We start from the raw sequence: 18,842 nt of genomic DNA on the forward strand, positions 1-18,842 counted from the left end.
AGCTTAAATTAAGGACTTTAAAAATTTCCAGATGAAAAAGATCATAGAGACCAAAGACATTCAAAAAACTTACCGCATGGGTTCAGAAGAAGTAAGAGCCCTGAAATCTGTATCCATCACGGTAAATAAAGGAGAATATGTGGCATTTATGGGGCCTTCAGGCTCCGGGAAATCCACCTTGATGAATATCATTGGTTGTCTCGACACTCCTACTGCAGGCACCTATATATTGAACGACAAAGATGTCAGTGACATGACAGAGAATGAACTGGCGGAAATACGCAACAAAGAAATAGGCTTTGTTTTTCAGACCTTTAACCTTTTGCCTAGGGCATCTTGCCTGGACAATGTAGCTTTGCCACTGATATATGCTGGTTTTGGCAAAGAAGAACGAAGTGAAAAAGCATTTCAGGCCCTGAAGAATGTGGGATTGGGTGATCGGGTCAACCACAAGCCCAATGAACTTTCCGGAGGGCAGCGTCAGCGTGTGGCCATTGCAAGAGCCTTGGTGAATGATCCCAGTATTATTTTGGCAGATGAACCAACAGGAAACCTGGACTCGAAAACTTCTTATGACATCATGGAGCTTTTCCACGAATTGCACCAAAAAGGCAATACCATCATCATGGTTACGCACGAGGATGACATCGCCCATTATGCGCACAGGATAATAAGGCTGAGAGATGGATTGGTGGAGTCTGATACAGTTAACCCCAACCCTACCAGGGGAAGGGCAGTAGCAGTTACTGAGTAAATTTCCTTACGTTTTTGAAAATCAATGCTTACTTTTGTCGGGATAAGGAATTGGTCCTTTGGAACCATATTGTTAAAAAATGAAAATTTACACCAAAACAGGAGATACCGGCAAAACTTCCTTGCTGGGGGGGAGAAGGGTTTTCAAGTCCGATTTAAGAATTGAAGCCTATGGCACTGTCGATGAATTAAACAGTTTTATCGGACTATTGAGGGATCAGGAGGTCAACGCCAAAAGAGGGGATTTGCTCAAAGAGGTTCAGGACAGGCTTTTTACCATTGGCGCCACTTTGGCCACTGAACCGGGCAAGGAAAATGTCAAAAGACCTGACCTGCATGAGGAAGACCTGGAGTTGTTGGAAAAAGAAATTGACGCCATGGAAAGTTCGCTCCCGGCGCTTAGGCATTTTATACTGCCCGGTGGCCATCAAGTGGTGTCTTTTTGCCATATTGCCCGTACCATTTGCCGCAGGACAGAAAGGTGCGTGATAGACCTGATGCAGGTCGAACATGTAGATGAAATTATAGTTAAATATTTGAACAGGCTTTCCGATTATCTTTTTGTATTAGGGCGATTGATTGCCCAGGAATTAGGAGTGGAAGAAGTCACTTGGAAACCGAGAATGTAATCCCATGAAAACTACCTTACAAATAGAAATAAGCAAAACAACGCAGTCCAAACTGGCTGCTACGGATTTTGACAACCTGGTATTTGGCAAATCCATTTCGGACCACATGTTTATTGCCGATTACAAAAACGGCGAGTGGTCCGACCTCAGAATTGAGCCTTACCAACCATTGATGTTGGATCCGGGAAATGCTACCCTCCACTATGGACAATCCATTTTTGAAGGCATGAAGGCTTATAAAAATGAAGCAGGTGAAATTTTATTGTTCCGGGCAGATGCCAACCAAAAGAGGCTGAACGAATCTGCAGTAAGGATGTGTATTCCGGAATTACCGGAAGAAATTTTCATGGAGGGCCTGATGACCTTGTTGGATTTGGATAGGGATTGGATCCCCAATAAACCTGGATACTCCCTGTATATCCGTCCTTTTATTTTTGCCATGGATAATTACCTGGGGGTAAGGCCATCTGAAACCTACAGGTTTATGATTTTCACTTGTCCTGTGGGGCACTATTACGCCAAACCGGTAAGTGTGAAGGTAGAGCAAAAATATACCCGAGCAGCAGAAGGCGGCACTGGTTTTGCCAAGGCAGCGGGCAATTATGCCGGTTCCTTATACCCAGCATTATTGGCCCAGAAAAATGGTTATGACCAATTGTTATGGACAGATGCCAAAACCCATGAAAACATTGAAGAGTCTGGCACCATGAACGTGATGTTCATGATCAATGATACGCTGATTACCGCACCTACCCATACAGGAACCATCCTGAAAGGAATCACCCGTGATTCTGTTTTACATCTTGCCAAAGAAATGGGCTATGTCGTAGAAGAACGTTTTCTCAAAGTCGCTGAACTGGAAGCTGCCCTTAAAAACGGAAGTTTACAGGAGGCTTTTGGAACCGGGACAGCGGCTACTATTGCCCACATTTCCAAGATCAATGTCAATGGGACAGATTTTGAGCTTCCGGAGAAACCCGATTATGCCTTTTCCCATCAGGTGCTTAAAAAGTTGGATGACATCAAGTACGGCAGAACTGAGGATAAGCGGGGTTGGATCATGAAGGTGTAGGTTGGGCAATGAAGAATGAAGAATGGAGACTGAGAGACGGAGAGAAGGTTGAAGTTTAAGGGTTTAACAGCTTAAAGTTTAAAGGAGGGGGAGCGTTGTCACGCGTTTCCGAACGCGGGACTCTTGACCCTGAGTTTTCTAACCCAGTCAATACATGAGCTTAAAGCTCAACATCCAACAGTCCAGAGTTGAAAACTCCGGACAACAGATTCAGCAAGAGAAAACAATGCGATAAAGAAATAGAATTCGTGGACGTTGTCACGCGTTTCCGAACGCGGGACTCTTGAACCCTGAGTTTTCTAACTCAGTCAATACCTGAGCTTAAAGCTCAACGAAAAAAACAAGACCAGTTTAAATTTTTCGTTTATTTTTAGGGCAAAATCATGCAGAATTCTGAAGATGATACAAAAAACAGGTTTCCTATTTCTATTGTTGTTTTCCTTTTTCCTAGGACTTGAAACCGCATATGCACAAAAATTCATTCTACTGCAGCGGGGAGAGAACCAGAAGACCCGCTTAAAATTTGAAATCGGTGAAAACTTCACCTATAAAACCAAGTCGGTGGACTTTTTCGTTACAGACAGAATTGTGGACATTACCCCAGCTGCGATTATCTTAACAGAAAATGTACTTTTACCCAGTGACATTACCGCTGTTGAGATCATTGATAAAGATCCCCGTAACATCACCATTTCCAACTTCAGTTACCTGGGCATGGGGGCGGGAGTGCTTTTTTTGGTCGGGACGACGGTCAACAGCCTTTATCAGCAGGGAGACCTGAGCGAAGTGGGCAATACCATAGGTTGGCCCATAGGCCTTTTTGCCACTGGTTTTTTAATTTCCAAAATGAAATACAAAACCTTCAAACATAAGGGTAAAAACAAAATACAACTGGTCATTCTCTATGAGGATTGAAAAGCCTTAGGTTTAAAGGATTATTTTTACGAATTTTGCACCTCAAAAAAACAATAAAATTATGACTACAGACCAGTTGAAAGACTTGAAAGCCCGCGTTTCGGCTTTGAGGAGGTATCTTTGACTACGATAAAAAGAAAGCTGAGATAGAAGATTTAGAGGCCGTATCTGCCCAACCTGATTTTTGGAACAACCCGGAAGAAGCAGAGAAAGCCATGAAACAAATCCAGGTAAGGAAAGGGTGGACTACCTCTTTTGAGAAGGTAGATGTCATGTTACAGGACCTGGAAGTATTATATGATTTCTATTCCATGGATGAGGTGCCAGAGGAAGAAATCAAATCCGAATATAAAAAAGCCCTGAAAGAGGTGGAGGAGTTGGAGCTCAAGAAAATGTTGAGCAATGAAGAAGACCAACTTTCTGCCATGTTGGAAATCAACCCTGGTGCCGGCGGAACAGAAAGCAATGACTGGGCTTCCATATTGATGCGTATGTACATCATGTGGGGGGAGAAAAACGGTTATAAAGTAACCGAAGTTGACCTGCAGGAAGGTGAAGTAGCCGGTATCAAATCGGTCACTTTACAAATTGATGGTCCTTTGGCCTATGGCTTTCTGAAATCGGAAACAGGCGTACACCGTTTGGTCAGGATTTCCCCTTTTGATTCCAATGGCAGAAGGCATACATCCTTTGCATCTGTGTATGTATATCCCGTGGTGGATGACTCCATTGAAATTGACATCAATCCTGCGGATGTGGAACTCCACACCTCCCGCTCAGGTGGTGCCGGTGGACAAAATGTAAACAAGGTGGAAACCAAGGTACAATTGACCCACAAGCCAACAGGCATCGTGGTAGTCTGTCAGATAGAGCGTTCCCAATTGGCCAATAGAGAGCGTGCCATGCAGATGTTGAAGTCCAGGCTTTATCAAATGGAAATGGAAAAAAGGAATGCAGAAAGGGCTAAAATCGAATCCGGCAAGATGAAAATTGATTTTGGTTCCCAAATAAGGAACTATGTACTGCACCCTTATAAATTGATCAAGGATGCCCGAACAGGACATGAAACTTCAGACGTACAATCCGTATTGGATGGTGGGCTGAATGAATTTATCAAGGCCTTCCTTTTGGCCCAAAGTGAAGAGGAGGCCCAGAAAAATTGATCATCAAACCTTCCGGATTTAATTACCGGAAGGTTTTTTCGTCATATAGCCGGGTGTAAACTTTAGATTCCCCGTTTTATCCCATCGCTCAATCCTATGTCCAAAAAATTGACCTTGTTACCTCCTTTTTTCACCTTGAACTTCTTCCTGCTCTGCTTGAGTTCATTTTTATTTTTTGCAAGCTTTAACATGATTATTCCCGAGCTCCCGGCCTATTTAAGTTCATTGGGGGGAGAAGAATACAAAGGACTGATCATTTCCCTATTTACCCTGACGGCTGGATTATCCAGACCCTTTTCGGGTAAACTCGCCGATAGAATTGGAAGAAAACCAGTGATGGTTTTCGGAGCCAGTATATGTTTTGTAGTAAGTCTGATGTATCCTGTTATCACTTCGGCAGCAGGCTTTTTACTCCTTCGTTTCATACATGGCTTTTCAACTGGCTTTACGCCTACCGGGGTATCCGCCTATGTAGCAGACATTGTCCCTTTCAACAAGCGTGGGGAAGCGATGGGACTTCAGTCCCTTTTCGGTTCTTTGGGCATGGCTGCCGGTCCTGCTTTTGGAGGTTTCATCGGAAACATCTGGGGGATTGAACCCCTATTCTATGCCTCTGCTTTCACCGCCATCCTTTCCATTCTGGTCATCATCCGGTTAAAAGAAACGGTAGAAGACCGGGAAAAACTCAACAGGCAACATTTCCGCTTACACCGCTATGAAATTATCGAAAAACGGGTGTTACAACCTTCATTTGTATTACTTTTAACAGTGTTTTCTTTTGGAACAGTGTTAACCATAATCCCTGATTACTCTGATTATCTGGGGATTGCGAATAAAGGGTTGTTTTTTGCCGTATTTACCCTTTCCTCCTTAGGCATACGGATAGTCGCTGGCAAAACATCGGATAAATATGGGCGTATTCCTGTGATGAAGGTAGCCACCTTGTCTATGGTTGTGGCCATGTTGATCATTGCCTTTGCCCAGAGCAAAGCCATGTTGCTTTTCGGAGGTGTAATTTTTGGTTGCTCAGTAGGCATGAACTCCCCTACCATCTCCGCTTGGACGATTGACCTCTCCTTGGATGCTTTCCGCGGACGGGCTTTGGCGACTATGTACATTGCCTTAGAGGCGGGCATTGGGATCGGTGCTTTTGTTTCGGGTTGGATCTTTGCCAACCAAGTAGAAAATTTCCCTTTGGTTTTTTCCATCGGTGCCATCACATCCGGCATTGCTTTTATCTATCTATTCTTCATTCCGAAAGAGCAAAGGTTTTTGGTTCCTGAAGACAGCAGTGGTGAATGGGGACAAGGGGACTGAGAGAGGTTTAAAGTTTAAGAGTTTAAATGGTTAATGGTGAAGTGGAATTTCGAAAGGCGGATTTCAGGACCGAGCGTTAAGAAAATGTCCAGAGGACATTTTTAGCGAGGGGCCAGGGTGCAGGGTGGGTTTCAAAGTAAAAAAGTGGGGCTGGCAATGTAGAATGAAAAATGATAAATGAAGAATGAGTGCTTGATAGGTTTGGGATGTTGATACTTTAAAGTTCATTTAGGGCGTGCTGAAAAACGCCAATTGGAGAAAAATTTCTTTCAATTTTGATGAATACTTAGCTAAAGCGGATTTGTAATCGGCAAATAAAGTCTGAGCTAAAAACGCAAAAAACAGCAGTCCAGCTTTGGCAACGCTGGACTGCTTGCTTTTTACCAATTCAGCAGATGGGGCTGAGGTCTTGGTATTGGCATGATTTCTTTCTGACGGCCATTGAGATAAATGACTTTCTCTCCATCGAAGAAGGCTCCCTCTTCCAGCATCACCCGGAAATCTTTGTTCCACTCTTTTAGGAATACCACTGCATTCAATTCAATGGCATAGACGGTATTGGGGTACAAGGGATAATCACCGGCACCTGGGGTATCGCCCTGATTGTCCCACATTCCAATGGTAGGACCTGATGCATGCCCATGTGTACCTAAAGGATGGGAATAAATACTGCCCCTTATCCCCTCTCTTTCCATTTGCTTTCTGGTTTCCCGAAGAATTTCATTTCCGGTTCTCCCTGTGACAAAATTGGAGGTCAATATATCCTGAAGCCTGTTGCCCACTTTAAAGGCCTCTTTCAGGTATTGTGGCACCTCATTTTCCCCTGGTTTGAGTACATAGGCCAACTGCTGCGTGTCCGTATTTAACCTCAGGTACGTGATCCCAAAGTCAATATGCAGCATATCTCCGGGCATGATGACATCAGCTTCTGCCTTCACAGCAAAATTGCGCTCACTTTCCTTATTGGAAGGATCTGCCCGCTGAATATCCACAGAAGGGTGAAACCAGGTATCCAGTTTCAGTTCCTTGATCCTTTCTCTGTACCACCACTGCACATCCTCTGTGGTAGTTACCCCAGGGGTGATGACTTTTTCAGAAAGCCCATCTGCAATGATGTCATTGGCAATGGCCTGAATGTGTCTGTAGCTGGCCATTTCAGAGGCAGTACGGGTCTCTAACCAACCGACGGCCAAATCATTGGCAGACACTACACGGTTGTGCAGGTTACGGGGCAGGTACTCCATCAAAGTGTTGTACTCGGTCAAGTTAATGCCATCCGCATGGCCGTATATTTTGGACATATTGATACCGATTTTTTGCGGATTACGCTCCACGATCAATTCGGTCAGCCTTTTCCACTGATCTGGCTCCGAATCTGGTTCCCATGCCTTTTTAAATGCTTTTCCCACATCATAACGGGCTACCGCTAAGGTCTCCACCTTATCTGAACCTGGGGCCTTATACATAACCAACATGGTTCTCCTTCTCGCAGCATGCCATGTAGCAGGGAGGAAAGTACGGATGACGGGATCTTCATTGTATTCTCTGGAAATGATCACCCACATGTCCAGACCTGCCCTGTCCATCAAAGCCGGCAATAAGGTTTCAATTCTTTCTTCCAGCCATTGGTCAATTACGGCTGCCTGTTCCCTTTGTGAAAGCACATGGAATTTTTGTGCCATGGATTCCTGAAAGGCCAAAAGCCCAACCAATGCCAAAGCGAGTAAAGTTTTTATTTTCATAGGATTGCTTATTAATGTAAGATCCTGAGAAAAATAAAAAAGAAAATGAGAAATAAAAAGGAAAACTACAGGGCTGACACTTGTGGACTGCTTTGGCGCAATAATTTGGCGCTAAGCGCATGAAACCTGTAGAGCAACATAATCCCCGTTACGGTTAAACCAATCAATAAACCATACCAGATACCCACTTCCAACATGCCAATTACAAAAGCAAACACATAGCCCAAGGGCAGGCCAATTACCCAATAGGCCACTAAGGTCACAATGGTAGGCACCCTGACATCTGCCATGCCCCTCAGGGCACCCAAGCCTACCACCTGTATGCCGTCAGAAAGCTGGAATAGGGCCGCAATGACCAATAAGCTAGCACTCATTTTGATTACATCCATGTCATCTATATACAAGGATGGCAAAAATTCGCGGAAGAGGACGAAAATCACGGCGGTCAAACTCATAAACATGGCCACCATGACAAAGCTGGTAAATCCGGCCTCACGCAATGTTGGAATATCCTTCCTTCCAAGTTGGTTGCCTACTCTAACCATGGCCGCCGTGGACAATCCGGAAGCCATCATATAGCTGATGGATGCCAGGTTAATGGCGATTTGATGGGCAGCCAAGGCATTGACACCAATCCAACCCATCATGATCGCAGCCGAACTGAAAGCCCCTACTTCAAAAATGAACTGAAACCCTGTTGGCACACCGATTTTAAGCATTTTGCTGACCATGGGAAAACTGGGTTTTTTTAACTTGAAGCTCAATTCAAATGGAGCATATCGCCTTGACTTCATGATGTAATAACCAATCATCAAAGCCATCAATACCCTGGAAATTAACGTTGCCCAACCGGCACCATTAAGTCCTAAAGCAGGGGCACCCAGGTTACCGTAAATGAGAACCCAGTTCAGGAAAATATTGACCGCATTGCATAACAAGGTGATGTACATGGCCTGACGGGTCTGGGACAGCCCTTCGGCAAATTGCTTGAAAGTCTGAAAAATCATAAACGGCAATAGGGAAAGGGTAATGATGGCCAGGTAAGGAATACCCAAAACCACTACCTCTTCAGGCTGATTGAGGTGATAGAGCAAAGGAGATCCCAAAACAATCAGAAAAAAAAGCATGGTACCGGTAATCCAGTTGATGGTAAAACCATGGTTAAATAATCTTGATATCCTTTTGGGGTTGTTTTTCCCGTCAGCCATGGCCACCAGAGGTGTAATAGCCATGGATACGCCAATACCAAACATGAGGACCACAAAGAAAATGCTATTGGCCAATGAAGCCGCGGCAAGTGGTTCTGCCCCCAACCTTCCCACCATCATGCTGTCTGCCACACCGACCAAAACCTGCCCCAGTTGGCTCAGCATCACCGGAAAAGCCAAAGAAAAAGTCTTAGAAAAATTACTTTTGAAATTATTGATCATGGCTACCGCATTCAAAGCCCTTTCATCCGGGCAAGTTTCAGCAATCCGGCAATGCTGATGGCATCGGTAATTGCACCAGCCATCACTTTTTGGATTGCATCCTGCAAAGGTAATTTGATTACTTTTAAATCCTCGGTTTCTTCGAAATCAGTTTCACCTTCCGTCAGTCCTTCCGCCAAAAAGATAAATCCCTCTTCATCGGTCACCGAATTGGAAGTATGGATCCGCATGATCTCGGTCCACTTTTCTGCGGTCAGACCAGTCTCCTCTTTCAGTTCCCTTTTGGCAGAATCCAAGATTTCCAGGCCTATGGGCCCACCGCCCATCGGGATTTCCCAAGAATATTCATCCAGGGGATAACGGTATTGGCCAACCAGCCAAGTATTCCCATCATCATCCAATGGAATGATTCCCAAGGCTTTGTTTTTAAAGGAGACCTTTCCATAGATCCCATCATTTCCTGCCGGATTGATCACCTCGTGTTCTTCAAGGATAATCCAGGGATTTTCGTATACTGTTTTTTTAGACTTGGTAGTCCAGGGATTATTTTCCATCGCACAAAAAAAGGGTGACTTTAGGCCACCCTTCAAAATTAATATTTTATAGCTTATTCAGGAATAGGCAACACCTTGCTATCTTTGAATGTAGAAAGAATTACCATGGACTGCATGGAATCCACTTCTCTGATCTCACTCACTTTTTCCAACATCAACTTCTGATAAGCAGTGATGTCTTTAGCGATGATTTTCAAGATAAAATCACCGGTACCTGTGATGTGGTGACATTCAATCACTTCAGGAATTCCGTTGATTTCTTTCATGAAGGCATCGATATTGCCTTTGTTGTGGCCTATAAGGCTTACCAACACAAAAGTACTCACTCCAAGACCGATCTTTTCAGCATCCAGTTTGGCATGATAGCTTTTGATAATACCGGATTGTTCCAGCTTCTTTACACGCTCCAAGGTTGGTGCAGGAGAAAGTCCAATATCCTTAGAAAGCTGCGCATTGGTGATTTTTGCATTAGCCTGAAGGATTTCTAGGATCTTACGATCGATTTTGTCAAATTTTACTTTTATACTAGTATCCATATTTTAAGAATTTTCAAAATTTTATGCGGTACAAATGTAATATATTTTACTATTATTTTAAAGCAAATAGAAGCAAAAAACTTGCCTGTTTTCGAAATATTCTTGCAGGAATGTCAGTTTTTTGAAATTTTTTGTTGCAAACGAAGGCATTGAATCAAAGATAATGTAATTATCTGCTGAATTTTATTAGGTCCTACGTAAAAACTGAATTAAAGTTTATTCTTTTTGATATATTCTCGTGCTTCTTTATGTGCCGGGTGTTTACGCTTTGCGTACTTTTTTACTTTCTGGAAATAATCCTTGGCTTTGGCCTTGTCTTTGTCCTCATTGGCCATCTTGCCTAAAGCAATCAGGGCATAGAGGTAATAACCGCTTTCCTGGCTTTCCGATTCCTCCCCATAGGAAAGCGTCTGCAGGTAATATTTTTTGGCGCTGGGACGGTCATTGATGCGGTCATAATATTGGGCAAGGTAGAAAGCAGCATAACGGCCACTGTTGGCTTCGTAACCTGTCCAATTTTCATCAATTCTTCTCAATATCTCCTCCGATTGCTCTTTGGATTCCATCATGCGCCCTACTGTGTACAAGTGCCTGGCATAGGAGCGATGAAAATATGGGTTGTTAGGGAATTTATGGTGCAGGTAATCCGTAATGGCCAAAGCTTTGTAGGGTTGCTTTTCCTCTGAGGCATACAACCTGAAAAGGAAGTATTGGGCTTCTACCCTGGCATAGAAGGCATTTTGGGATACATCCTCCAATTGCTTTAAACCTAAAGCCTTGTCCCCTTTCGGAAAGAGCGCAACCACAGGCTTAAGAATGGGGTAATTTTCAGGTATCCAAACAGAGAAATAGTTGAAAAGTGCATCACCCAGAAGCAATTCAGGATTAAGCTCCTCTTCCCCCTTGCTCAGGTTGAGGTATTTGAGTGCATTTTTTCCTGCAAAAGTAGCTTTGGTCCAGCTTTTCCGTTCGCTCAGCAGACGACCTTGAAAGCCATAAGCTCCTGCCAGGAAAAAAGCCGCCTCTTTGTTATCCGGTTCTTTATCCAATATTTTTTTAGCTTTATCGATGACCTGATCCATTTGTTTGAGAAAAAGATCATCCAATCGCTTATTTTCAATATCAGGGGCAATTTTCCACCATGTGCTTAAACCTTGAAGAAAATAAGGAAGGGGATGTTCAGGATATTGATACTGCATCACTTTAAAGCCTCGCTCTGCCCGCTCAAACTCGAAATTATATAAAGCATTCACATGCTCTGTAATCCTAAACTGAAGACCTTTATCCAGGAGTAAGTAAGATGTACCCGCCTCTCCAATCGTATCGACTGTCTCATTTGGGGAAAGTTCCGGTGACTGAAAAGCATGCGCAATCCAATTCCCAGGGTTGGGAATCATCCAAACCAAAACCAAAATCTGTAAAAGCACCATTTTTTTACCCAATAGCATACATCTTCTAAATTTCCTGCAAAATTATGGGGTATTCCAAACAATCGTTTAGATTTGATAAGATTTATTTCAATTTATGATGCAGGAAAGGACCACAATCTCTCAACGTATAGAATCCCTTTTGGATTTCGACAAAAGGGTATTTTTTTTAATTCTCGTGATATTTTTTCTTGTGGTGCGTTTTCTCACCAATGACATCATTCTCCGATCCATCCCGGGCTATAGTGAGCTGGAAGGGGAAGGGAGTTTTACCATTTTCCATATTTTCAACACGCTCAATTACCTTTGGACACCATTTTCATTGCTTTGGAAATTTACCCTTACTGCATTTATCATCTGGACGGGTTCCTTTGCCTTTGGGTATAAAGTCCCTTTTATGAAACTTTGGCACCTGGCACTTTTTGGGGAGTTGATCTTTTTATTGCCTGAAATCATCAAACTGATCTACTTCATACAGCCACAGGAAGGCATCTCGTTTCAGGAGATCCGGGATTTTTATCCCCTTTCCCTTTACTCACTCTTTAATTCAGTCGAAATCCCTAAACAGTACCATTATCCTTTGCGGTCCTTAAATATTTTTGAGCTTATCTACATAGGTTTTCTTACCCTGGGCTTTCACAGCATCAGCAGGCAAAAAATTCCCACCTCCTTTTTGGTCATTTTGGGCAGCTATGTATCCTTCTTTCTGCTTTGGCTACTATTCTATATTTTGGTGTACAAATAAGTCCATTCCACAAAAAAGCATTCCTCTTTCTGTAGAGAGATATTAAATTCAACAAAAAACCTAATCGTATGAAAAAGTCCTACCTTTTTATTCCGTTTTGGATACTGCTTATTATCAATCTTAACGTTCAGGCACAAAATGCCGATTTTGTTGCTGAAAATTATGACAAAAAGGAATATCAAATCCCCATGCGTGATGGCGTGAAACTACATACGGTGGTATATAGCCCAAAAGACAAGGGGCAAGCCTACCCTTTTGTCATGCAACGAACACCTTACAGTTCCGGCCCTTATGGTGAGGGAAAAATGAAAACACTCCTCGGGCCTTCAGAAAAAATGATGAAAGACGGTTACATTTTTGTTTATCAAGATGTGAGGGGTCGTTGGATGTCTGAGGGAGACTATGACAACATGCGGCCAACTGTTTCCCACCGAAAAAAAGGTAGTAAGGAAATCGATGAAAGCACTGATACGTATGATACCATAGAATGGCTTTTGAAAAATATTCAAAACCACAATGGAAAATTTGGACAGTGGGGTATTTCCTATCCTGGCTTCTATTCTGCTGCTTCCCTACCATTTGCCCATCCTGCCTTGAAAGCTGTATCTCCTCAGGCACCTATTGGAGACTTCTACTTTGATGATTTCCACCACAATGGGGCTTACTTTTTAAGCTACTGGGTGGCCACCTCTGTTTTTGGCTATCAGCATGATGGTCCTACGGATAAACCTTGGTATCAGATGGTCAACCCAGGCACCAAAGATGCTTACCAGTTCTTTATGGATATGGGTTCTCTAAAAAATGCCGATAAATACTACGGAGAAGACAATTTCTTCTGGACCCAGTTGAAAGAAAATCCTGATTACAATGAATTTTGGCAAAAAAGAAGCATCATTCCACACTTAAACGAGGTGAAACCTGCGGTAATGACCGTGGGAGGTTGGTTTGATGCGGAAGACCTCTACGGTCCTTTGACAATTTATAAGACCATAGAGAAAAACAATCCTGACTCTTATAATACTTTGGTGATGGGGCCTTGGTCCCATGGAGATTGGTCCAGGGAGAGAGGTTTTCAGCAAGTGTCCAACGTATACTTCGGTGATTCAATCTCTACTTGGTACCAACATCATGTAGAAGCCGTCTTTTTTGAGCATTTTCTCAAAGGACCCGCAGATGGGCGAACCAAGCTTCCTGAAGCCTATATTTTTGATACGGGGAAAAATGAATGGAGGATGTTTGACGCTTGGCCTCCTAAAGAGGCAAAGCATGAAATTTTTTACCCCCATGCTAATGGTACACTGAGTACAGAAGCACCCAAAGGCAATGATGAGTCGGTTTTTATATCCGACCCGTCCAAACCTGTCCCATACAGTCCGGATATCAAATTCAATTTCACTCCCAGAAAATACATGGCTGATGACCAGCGTTTTGCTGCCAGAAGACCTGATGTACTGGTTTTTGAGACAGATGTTCTGGAAGAAGATGTGACTTTGGCAGGTGAAATTCTGGCCAAGCTGATGGTTTCTACTTCGGAAACCGATGCCGATTGGATTGTCAAACTGGTAGATGTGTTTCCCCATGATACCCCTGACCATGAAAGGGTCCAACAGGGCACGCACCTGAGTAATTACCATATGATGGTACGCTCAGAAGTTATCCGTGGCAGGTACAGGGAAAGCTTCTCTGATCCCAAGCCGTTTGTTTCAGGACAGAAAACCGAAGTTCCTTTGCAGCTGCAGGATGTCATGCATACTTTCAAGAAAGGCCACAAGATTCAAATTCAGATTCAAAGTACTTGGTTTCCTTTGATAGACAGGAATCCGCAAAAATATGTTGAAAACATTTTCAAAGCCGATGATGAAGATTTTATCAAAGCCACCCATAAGGTCTACCATGATGCGGATCAACCTACCGCCATACATGTTCAGGTTTTAAAATAAAAAATAGGAAAAAAGGAGAAAGGAAAATGGGAAAGGGGGAAAGGAGAAAGCAGACTGGGGCCGAAGTGGCAAATCTCGTGAAGTAAATGTTCAACTGTTATCCTGTTAGCGTGGTTCGAAAGGTGTTTCTCTTGTCCGGAGTTTTCAACTCTGGACTGTTGGATGTTGAGCTTTTAGCTCAGGTATTGAATGGGTTAGAAAACTCAGAATTCAATAGTCCCGCGTTCGGAAACGCGTGACAACGTACACGAATTCTATTTCTTTATCGCACCGTTTTCTCTTGCTGAATCTATTGTCCGGAATTTTCAACTCTGGACTGTTGGATGTTGAGCTTTTAGCTCAGGTATTGACTGGGTTAGAAAACTCAGGGTTCAATAGTCCCGCGCTGCAAGTGCGTGACAGCGTACACGAATTCTATTTCTTTAACGCACCGTTTTCTCTTGCCGAATCTGTTGTCCGGAGTTTTCAACTCTGGACAGCTGCTTGCTGAGCTTTTAGCTCAGGTATTGACTGGGTTAGAGAACGCAGAATTCAATAGTCCCGCGTTCGGAAACGCGTGACAACGTACACAGCATTTTAAACTTTAATCCTTAAGCTTTTAAACTTCTCTTCTTAAAAAGTCTCTTCGTGCCTGCGTCCCTCTGTCTCTCCTTACAACGCAGATCCTACTTTTTACACTTCGACAAGCTCAGTGCTTCGCTTTCACTTTTTCCTTTGGCGTTTTTCCTTTTCCTGCTTTCCGATAAACTTCTTTAACTTTGTCTCTGTTAATATCAAGAAGACAAAACAAAGATTTTATGAATCCATTATTGGAAAAATTCAACACCCCATTTGAAACTGCACCTTTTCATCTGATTAACAATGAACACTATTTACCGGCTATCAAGGAAGCCATCCAACTGGCCAAGGCAGAGATTGAGGCGATAAAAGCTGTACCGGTCCCTGATTTTGACAATACCATTGTGGCCTTGGATAGAGCTGGAGAGCAACTCAATACCGTTTCTTCTATTTTTTTCAACCTCAACAGTGCCGAAACCAATGACACCATTCAGGCTTTGGCCAGAGAAATCTCTCCCCTCCTGACTGCCCATGGCAATGACATCCTTTTGGATGAGGAGCTTTTTGGCCGTATCCAACAGGTATATGAACAAAAATCTGATCTGCCGCTAACAGAAGAACAAACCACACTTCTGGACAAAACCTACAAAGCTTTTGTTCGCAATGGGGCCAAACTGGATGAGGCACAAAAAGCCCAGCTCAGGGAGATAGACCGGGAATTGTCCCAATTTGGGCTGAAATTTGGCGAAAACGTATTGGCTGAGACCAACAAATATACATTGGTAATCGATAAAGAGGATGACCTGAAAGGACTGCCTGAAGCCATCAAGGAGGCGGCTGCACAAACGGCTGAAGAAAAAGGTCAGGCTGGAAAATGGGTCTTCACCTTGGCTTTCCCCAGTTATATCCCTTTTATGACCTATGCGGAAAACAGGGAATTGAGAAAGCAGCTCTTCATTGCCTATAATACCAAATCCAGCAAAGGAGATGAGCTGGATAACCAACAGCACATCAAGGACATGCTGCGGTTGAAAAATGAAAGGGCCCAACTGTTGGGATATGCCAATTATGCCGATTTTGTACTGGAAGAGCGCATGGCCAAAAGTGCTCCAGCAGTGATCGACTTTCTGCAAAACCTATTGGAAAAAGCCAAATCCAAAGCCGAAGAGGAAGTGAAAGAATTGGCAGATTTTGCAAAAAAATTGGATGGTATAGCACAATTGGAAAAATGGGATTTCGCCTACTACTCAGAGAAACTGAAGAAGGAAAAATATGAAATTGATGATGAGTTGCTGCGTCCTTATTTCAAGTTGGAAAATGTGATTGAAGGGGTCTTCACCACTGCAGAAAAGCTCTTTGGTATCCGCTTTGTCGAGAATTCAGAAATCCCCAAATACCATGCTGAGGTAACCACATATGAAGTCGTAGATTCAGATGGCAAGCATCTTGCGGTATTTTATGCGGACTTTTTCCCAAGGGCTGGAAAAAGAAACGGGGCTTGGATGACCAGTTTCCGTGGCCAAAAAATCATCAATGGGAAAGATCATAGACCTCATGTATCCATTGTCTGCAATTTCACCAAACCCACCAAGACTAAGCCTTCCCTTTTGACCTTCAATGAGGTAACTACCTTGTTCCATGAATTTGGCCATGCCCTTCACGGCATGTTGGCAAAAGGAAACTATGAGTCACTTTCCGGTACCAGTGTATATTGGGATTTTGTAGAGTTGCCTTCACAGATTTTCGAAAACTGGTGTTATGAAAAAGAGTGCTTGGATCTTTTTGCCAAACATTATGAAACCGGAAAAACTATACCAGCAGAATTGATACAAAAAATCAAAAACGCTGCTAATTTTCAGCAAGGCTATCAGACCCTAAGGCAGATTAGTTTTGGTCTACTTGATATGGCCTATCATGGTACAGATCCCAAAAAGGTAAAGGATATTCCTGCCTTCGAAAAAGCAGCCATGAAGGAAACGCAACTACTTCCAGAGGTGGAAGGAACTTTGATGAGTACTTCCTTTTCCCATATCTTCCAAGGGGGTTATGCTGCAGGTTATTACAGTTACAAATGGGCAGAGGTATTGGACGCTGATGCTTTTGAGCTTTTTCTGGAGCGAGGTATATTTGACCGGCAAACTGCGGATGCTTTTAAGGAACACATTTTGTCGGCGGGAGGGCGTGAGCATCCAAGCATTCTGTATCAAAAATTCAGGGGAAGAGCGCCCAAACCGGAGGCCTTATTGAAAAGGGCGGGACTCTTGACACAGTCCTAAAAATAATCCCTGTTGGGCATTTATCGAAGTAAATGCCCAACAGGGAATTCAAGCAAAAAACAGAAGTTAATTGCCCATTCTTTGAACCGGAATTATCGCACTTTGTTTTGATCTGCTCTGAAGTGCAAAGGGGGATCCATGTCCCCTATCAAAGGTTCATAAACCAGTCCGTCCAGTCTTTCGTCAAATTCCTTTCTGGCTTCTTTGATCAACAAAGGATTTAAAATCAGATCTTTACCTGTGAGGGCCATGGTTTTGGCAGCAACCATCATGCCTTTGTATCCTATGCTCATGCCATCCGCGGCTACCGCCTGCCAGGTATGGGCTGCAGTACCAGGTACCCAGGTAGCCGTACTGAGGCCAACTGTAGGCACCACATAACTTACATCTCCCACATCGGTAGAAGCTGGAAAATGGGTTAATTTATAAGGCTGAACCTCTTTGGCTACGGAAAGAGGAGGTACCCTTGGAGAATTGAAGGTAGTCTGGATTTGCTTGGCAAACTCCATTTCTGATTCGTCATATTCCACTCCCCCTACTATACTTAGATTTTTATGCATGGTTTTGGCCAAAGTTTCATTGGGCAAAAGTCCATAGATTCCAGCCACTACTTCAACTTCTACCCTTGTGCCTGTACCCATCGCTGCGCCTTCAGCCGCTTTGATGACCCTTTGCCACATGTCTTTTACTTCAGTCACATCAGGATGTCTGATCATATATTCTACAACAGCATAGTCAGGAACAACATTGGCGGCCAAGCCACCATTGGTAATTACATAATGGATCCTGCTCTCCTGATCCACGTGCTCCCGCATCATATTGACCATCATATTCATCGCTTCCACCCCATCCAGTGCAGAACGTCCCCTTTCAGGAGCACCCGCAGCATGGGAGGTCTGACCATGGAATTTAAAGTAACCCTGCATGACAGCGGTACAGGTAGAGGCATTGGCTGCATTCCTGTCACCAGGATGCCAGTTGATGACTGCATCTACATCTTCAAACAAGCCTTCGCGGACCATATATACTTTTCCTGCCCCTCCTTCTTCTGCAGGAGTTCCAAATATTTTTATGGTGGCTTGGATATTATTGGCATCGATCCATTCTTTGAGGGCCACACCCGAAGCAACTACCGCAGTACCAAATAGGTTATGGCCACAACCGTGCCCGTTACCCCCTTCTACCAAAACAGATCGGAAAGGAACTGCATCCTGAGAAAGACCGGGAAGCGCATCGTACTCGGCCAAGAACCCAATGACCGGACCTCCCTTGTCGTAGGTTGCTAAAAAAGAGGTTGGCATACCTGCCAAGCCGGTTTCAACTTTGAAACCGGCAGCCTTAAGTTCTTCAACCAGGATTTTAGAGCTGGTAAACTCCAAATAGCCTAATTCCGGATTTTCCCAAATTTCCCTGGCCACTTTAGAAAACCTCTCGGTATTGTTGTCCAGATTCTTGACAATAAAGGCATCGTGGGAAGTTTCCTGCGCCAGCCCGACATGACACAGCAGACCTGCCATGAAACTAAATATGATTTTCTTCATGATTATATAATATTTATTTTGCTATTCATCTGATTTATAAAAATAGATTAAGCTATGGTAAAACAAAATAGAATTTTTTAAAAGTTGATTTAAACCCAGAAAAATGAGATAAAAGGTTTTTTTAGGGTAATAAAAAAAGAGAACGCATCATGGCATTCTCTTTTTTAACTCTTTAATCCATTTGAAAAGCATCAGCTGTCTTGTGCAAGTAGCTTAGCACTCCTTGGATCCTGTTAGACCACAA

15 protein-coding genes are annotated in these 18,842 nt (G+C 43.4%); 9 read left to right on the top strand and 6 right to left on the bottom strand.

All coding sequences use genetic code 11. The features are described 5' to 3' along the window. Window positions 1-31 precede the first annotated feature (31 nt). The 6 genes from B879_RS08320 to B879_RS08345 all read left to right on the top strand — a co-directional run bounded on the left by B879_RS08320 (window position 32) and on the right by B879_RS08345 (window position 5,849). Entirely contained in the window at window positions 32-754 is a 723-nt protein-coding gene (locus tag B879_RS08320) for an ABC transporter ATP-binding protein (protein ID WP_009184722.1), read from the top strand. A gap of 79 nt (window positions 755-833) precedes the next feature. Continuing rightward, the gene (locus B879_RS08325; protein WP_009184723.1) at window positions 834-1,382 is read left to right on the top strand and encodes a cob(I)yrinic acid a,c-diamide adenosyltransferase; all 549 of its coding nucleotides are present in this window, start codon (window positions 834-836) and stop codon (window positions 1,380-1,382) included. A gap of 4 nt (window positions 1,383-1,386) precedes the next feature. Next, window positions 1,387-2,454 carry a branched-chain amino acid aminotransferase gene (locus tag B879_RS08330; protein ID WP_009184724.1) on the top strand — a complete coding sequence of 356 codons (1,068 nt, stop codon included), beginning with the start codon at window positions 1,387-1,389 and terminating at the stop codon, window positions 2,452-2,454. Window positions 2,455-2,853: 399 nt separating this feature from the next. Then, window positions 2,854-3,369, top strand: a complete 516-nt coding sequence (locus B879_RS08335) for a hypothetical protein (protein WP_009184725.1) — start codon at window positions 2,854-2,856, stop codon at window positions 3,367-3,369. Window positions 3,370-3,430: 61 nt separating this feature from the next. After that, window positions 3,431-4,532 (top strand): peptide chain release factor 2 gene (gene prfB / locus B879_RS08340; protein WP_157231565.1). Its coding sequence is split into 2 segments (ribosomal slippage): window positions 3,431-3,490 and window positions 3,492-4,532, totalling 1,101 coding nucleotides; the frame shifts between segments, so codons are not numbered across the junction. Between the two features lie 96 nt (window positions 4,533-4,628). Continuing rightward, on the top strand, window positions 4,629-5,849 hold the full coding sequence (locus B879_RS08345) for an MFS transporter (RefSeq protein WP_009184727.1): 1,221 nt from the start codon (window positions 4,629-4,631) through the stop codon (window positions 5,847-5,849). 380 nt (window positions 5,850-6,229) lie between these two features. Here the strand turns inward: B879_RS08345 and B879_RS08350 are convergent, their stop codons facing one another. The 5 genes from B879_RS08350 to B879_RS08370 form a co-directional block, all read right to left on the bottom strand. Then, a complete protein-coding gene (locus B879_RS08350; protein WP_009184728.1) occupies window positions 6,230-7,591 on the bottom strand; it encodes a M24 family metallopeptidase in 1,362 nt (453 codons plus the stop codon). A gap of 65 nt (window positions 7,592-7,656) precedes the next feature. Continuing rightward, window positions 7,657-9,021 (bottom strand): MATE family efflux transporter, encoded by a 1,365-nt coding sequence (locus tag B879_RS08355; RefSeq protein WP_009184729.1) that lies wholly within the window; start codon window positions 9,019-9,021, stop codon window positions 7,657-7,659. An 11-nt stretch (window positions 9,022-9,032) separates the two neighbouring features. Next, entirely contained in the window at window positions 9,033-9,575 is a 543-nt protein-coding gene (locus B879_RS08360) for an NUDIX domain-containing protein (RefSeq protein ID WP_009184730.1), read from the bottom strand. Window positions 9,576-9,628: 53 nt separating this feature from the next. Beyond that, the gene (locus tag B879_RS08365; protein WP_009184731.1) at window positions 9,629-10,111 is read right to left on the bottom strand and encodes an Lrp/AsnC family transcriptional regulator; all 483 of its coding nucleotides are present in this window, start codon (window positions 10,109-10,111) and stop codon (window positions 9,629-9,631) included. Window positions 10,112-10,320: 209 nt separating this feature from the next. Next, complete coding sequence (locus B879_RS08370) at window positions 10,321-11,559, bottom strand: tetratricopeptide repeat protein (protein WP_009184732.1); 1,239 nt, start codon at window positions 11,557-11,559, stop codon at window positions 10,321-10,323. Window positions 11,560-11,635: 76 nt separating this feature from the next. On the opposite strand from B879_RS08370, the gene B879_RS08375 reads away from it, so the two are divergent. From B879_RS08375 to B879_RS08385, 3 genes are all read left to right on the top strand, one after another. Further along, window positions 11,636-12,283, top strand: coding sequence for a hypothetical protein (locus B879_RS08375; RefSeq protein ID WP_009184733.1), 648 nt, complete (start codon window positions 11,636-11,638; stop codon window positions 12,281-12,283). A gap of 68 nt (window positions 12,284-12,351) precedes the next feature. After that, window positions 12,352-14,223 (top strand): CocE/NonD family hydrolase, encoded by a 1,872-nt coding sequence (locus B879_RS08380; RefSeq protein WP_009184734.1) that lies wholly within the window; start codon window positions 12,352-12,354, stop codon window positions 14,221-14,223. A 797-nt stretch (window positions 14,224-15,020) separates the two neighbouring features. After that, window positions 15,021-17,057, top strand: coding sequence for a M3 family metallopeptidase (locus B879_RS08385; protein ID WP_009184735.1), 2,037 nt, complete (start codon window positions 15,021-15,023; stop codon window positions 17,055-17,057). Between the two features lie 92 nt (window positions 17,058-17,149). On the opposite strand, the gene B879_RS08390 is transcribed toward B879_RS08385, so the two are convergent. Then, entirely contained in the window at window positions 17,150-18,598 is a 1,449-nt protein-coding gene (locus B879_RS08390) for an amidohydrolase (protein WP_009184736.1), read from the bottom strand. Window positions 18,599-18,842: the final 244 nt, after the last annotated feature.

This window comes from Cecembia lonarensis LW9, assembly GCF_000298295.1.
GTDB lineage: Bacteria > Bacteroidota > Bacteroidia > Cytophagales > Cyclobacteriaceae > Cecembia > Cecembia lonarensis.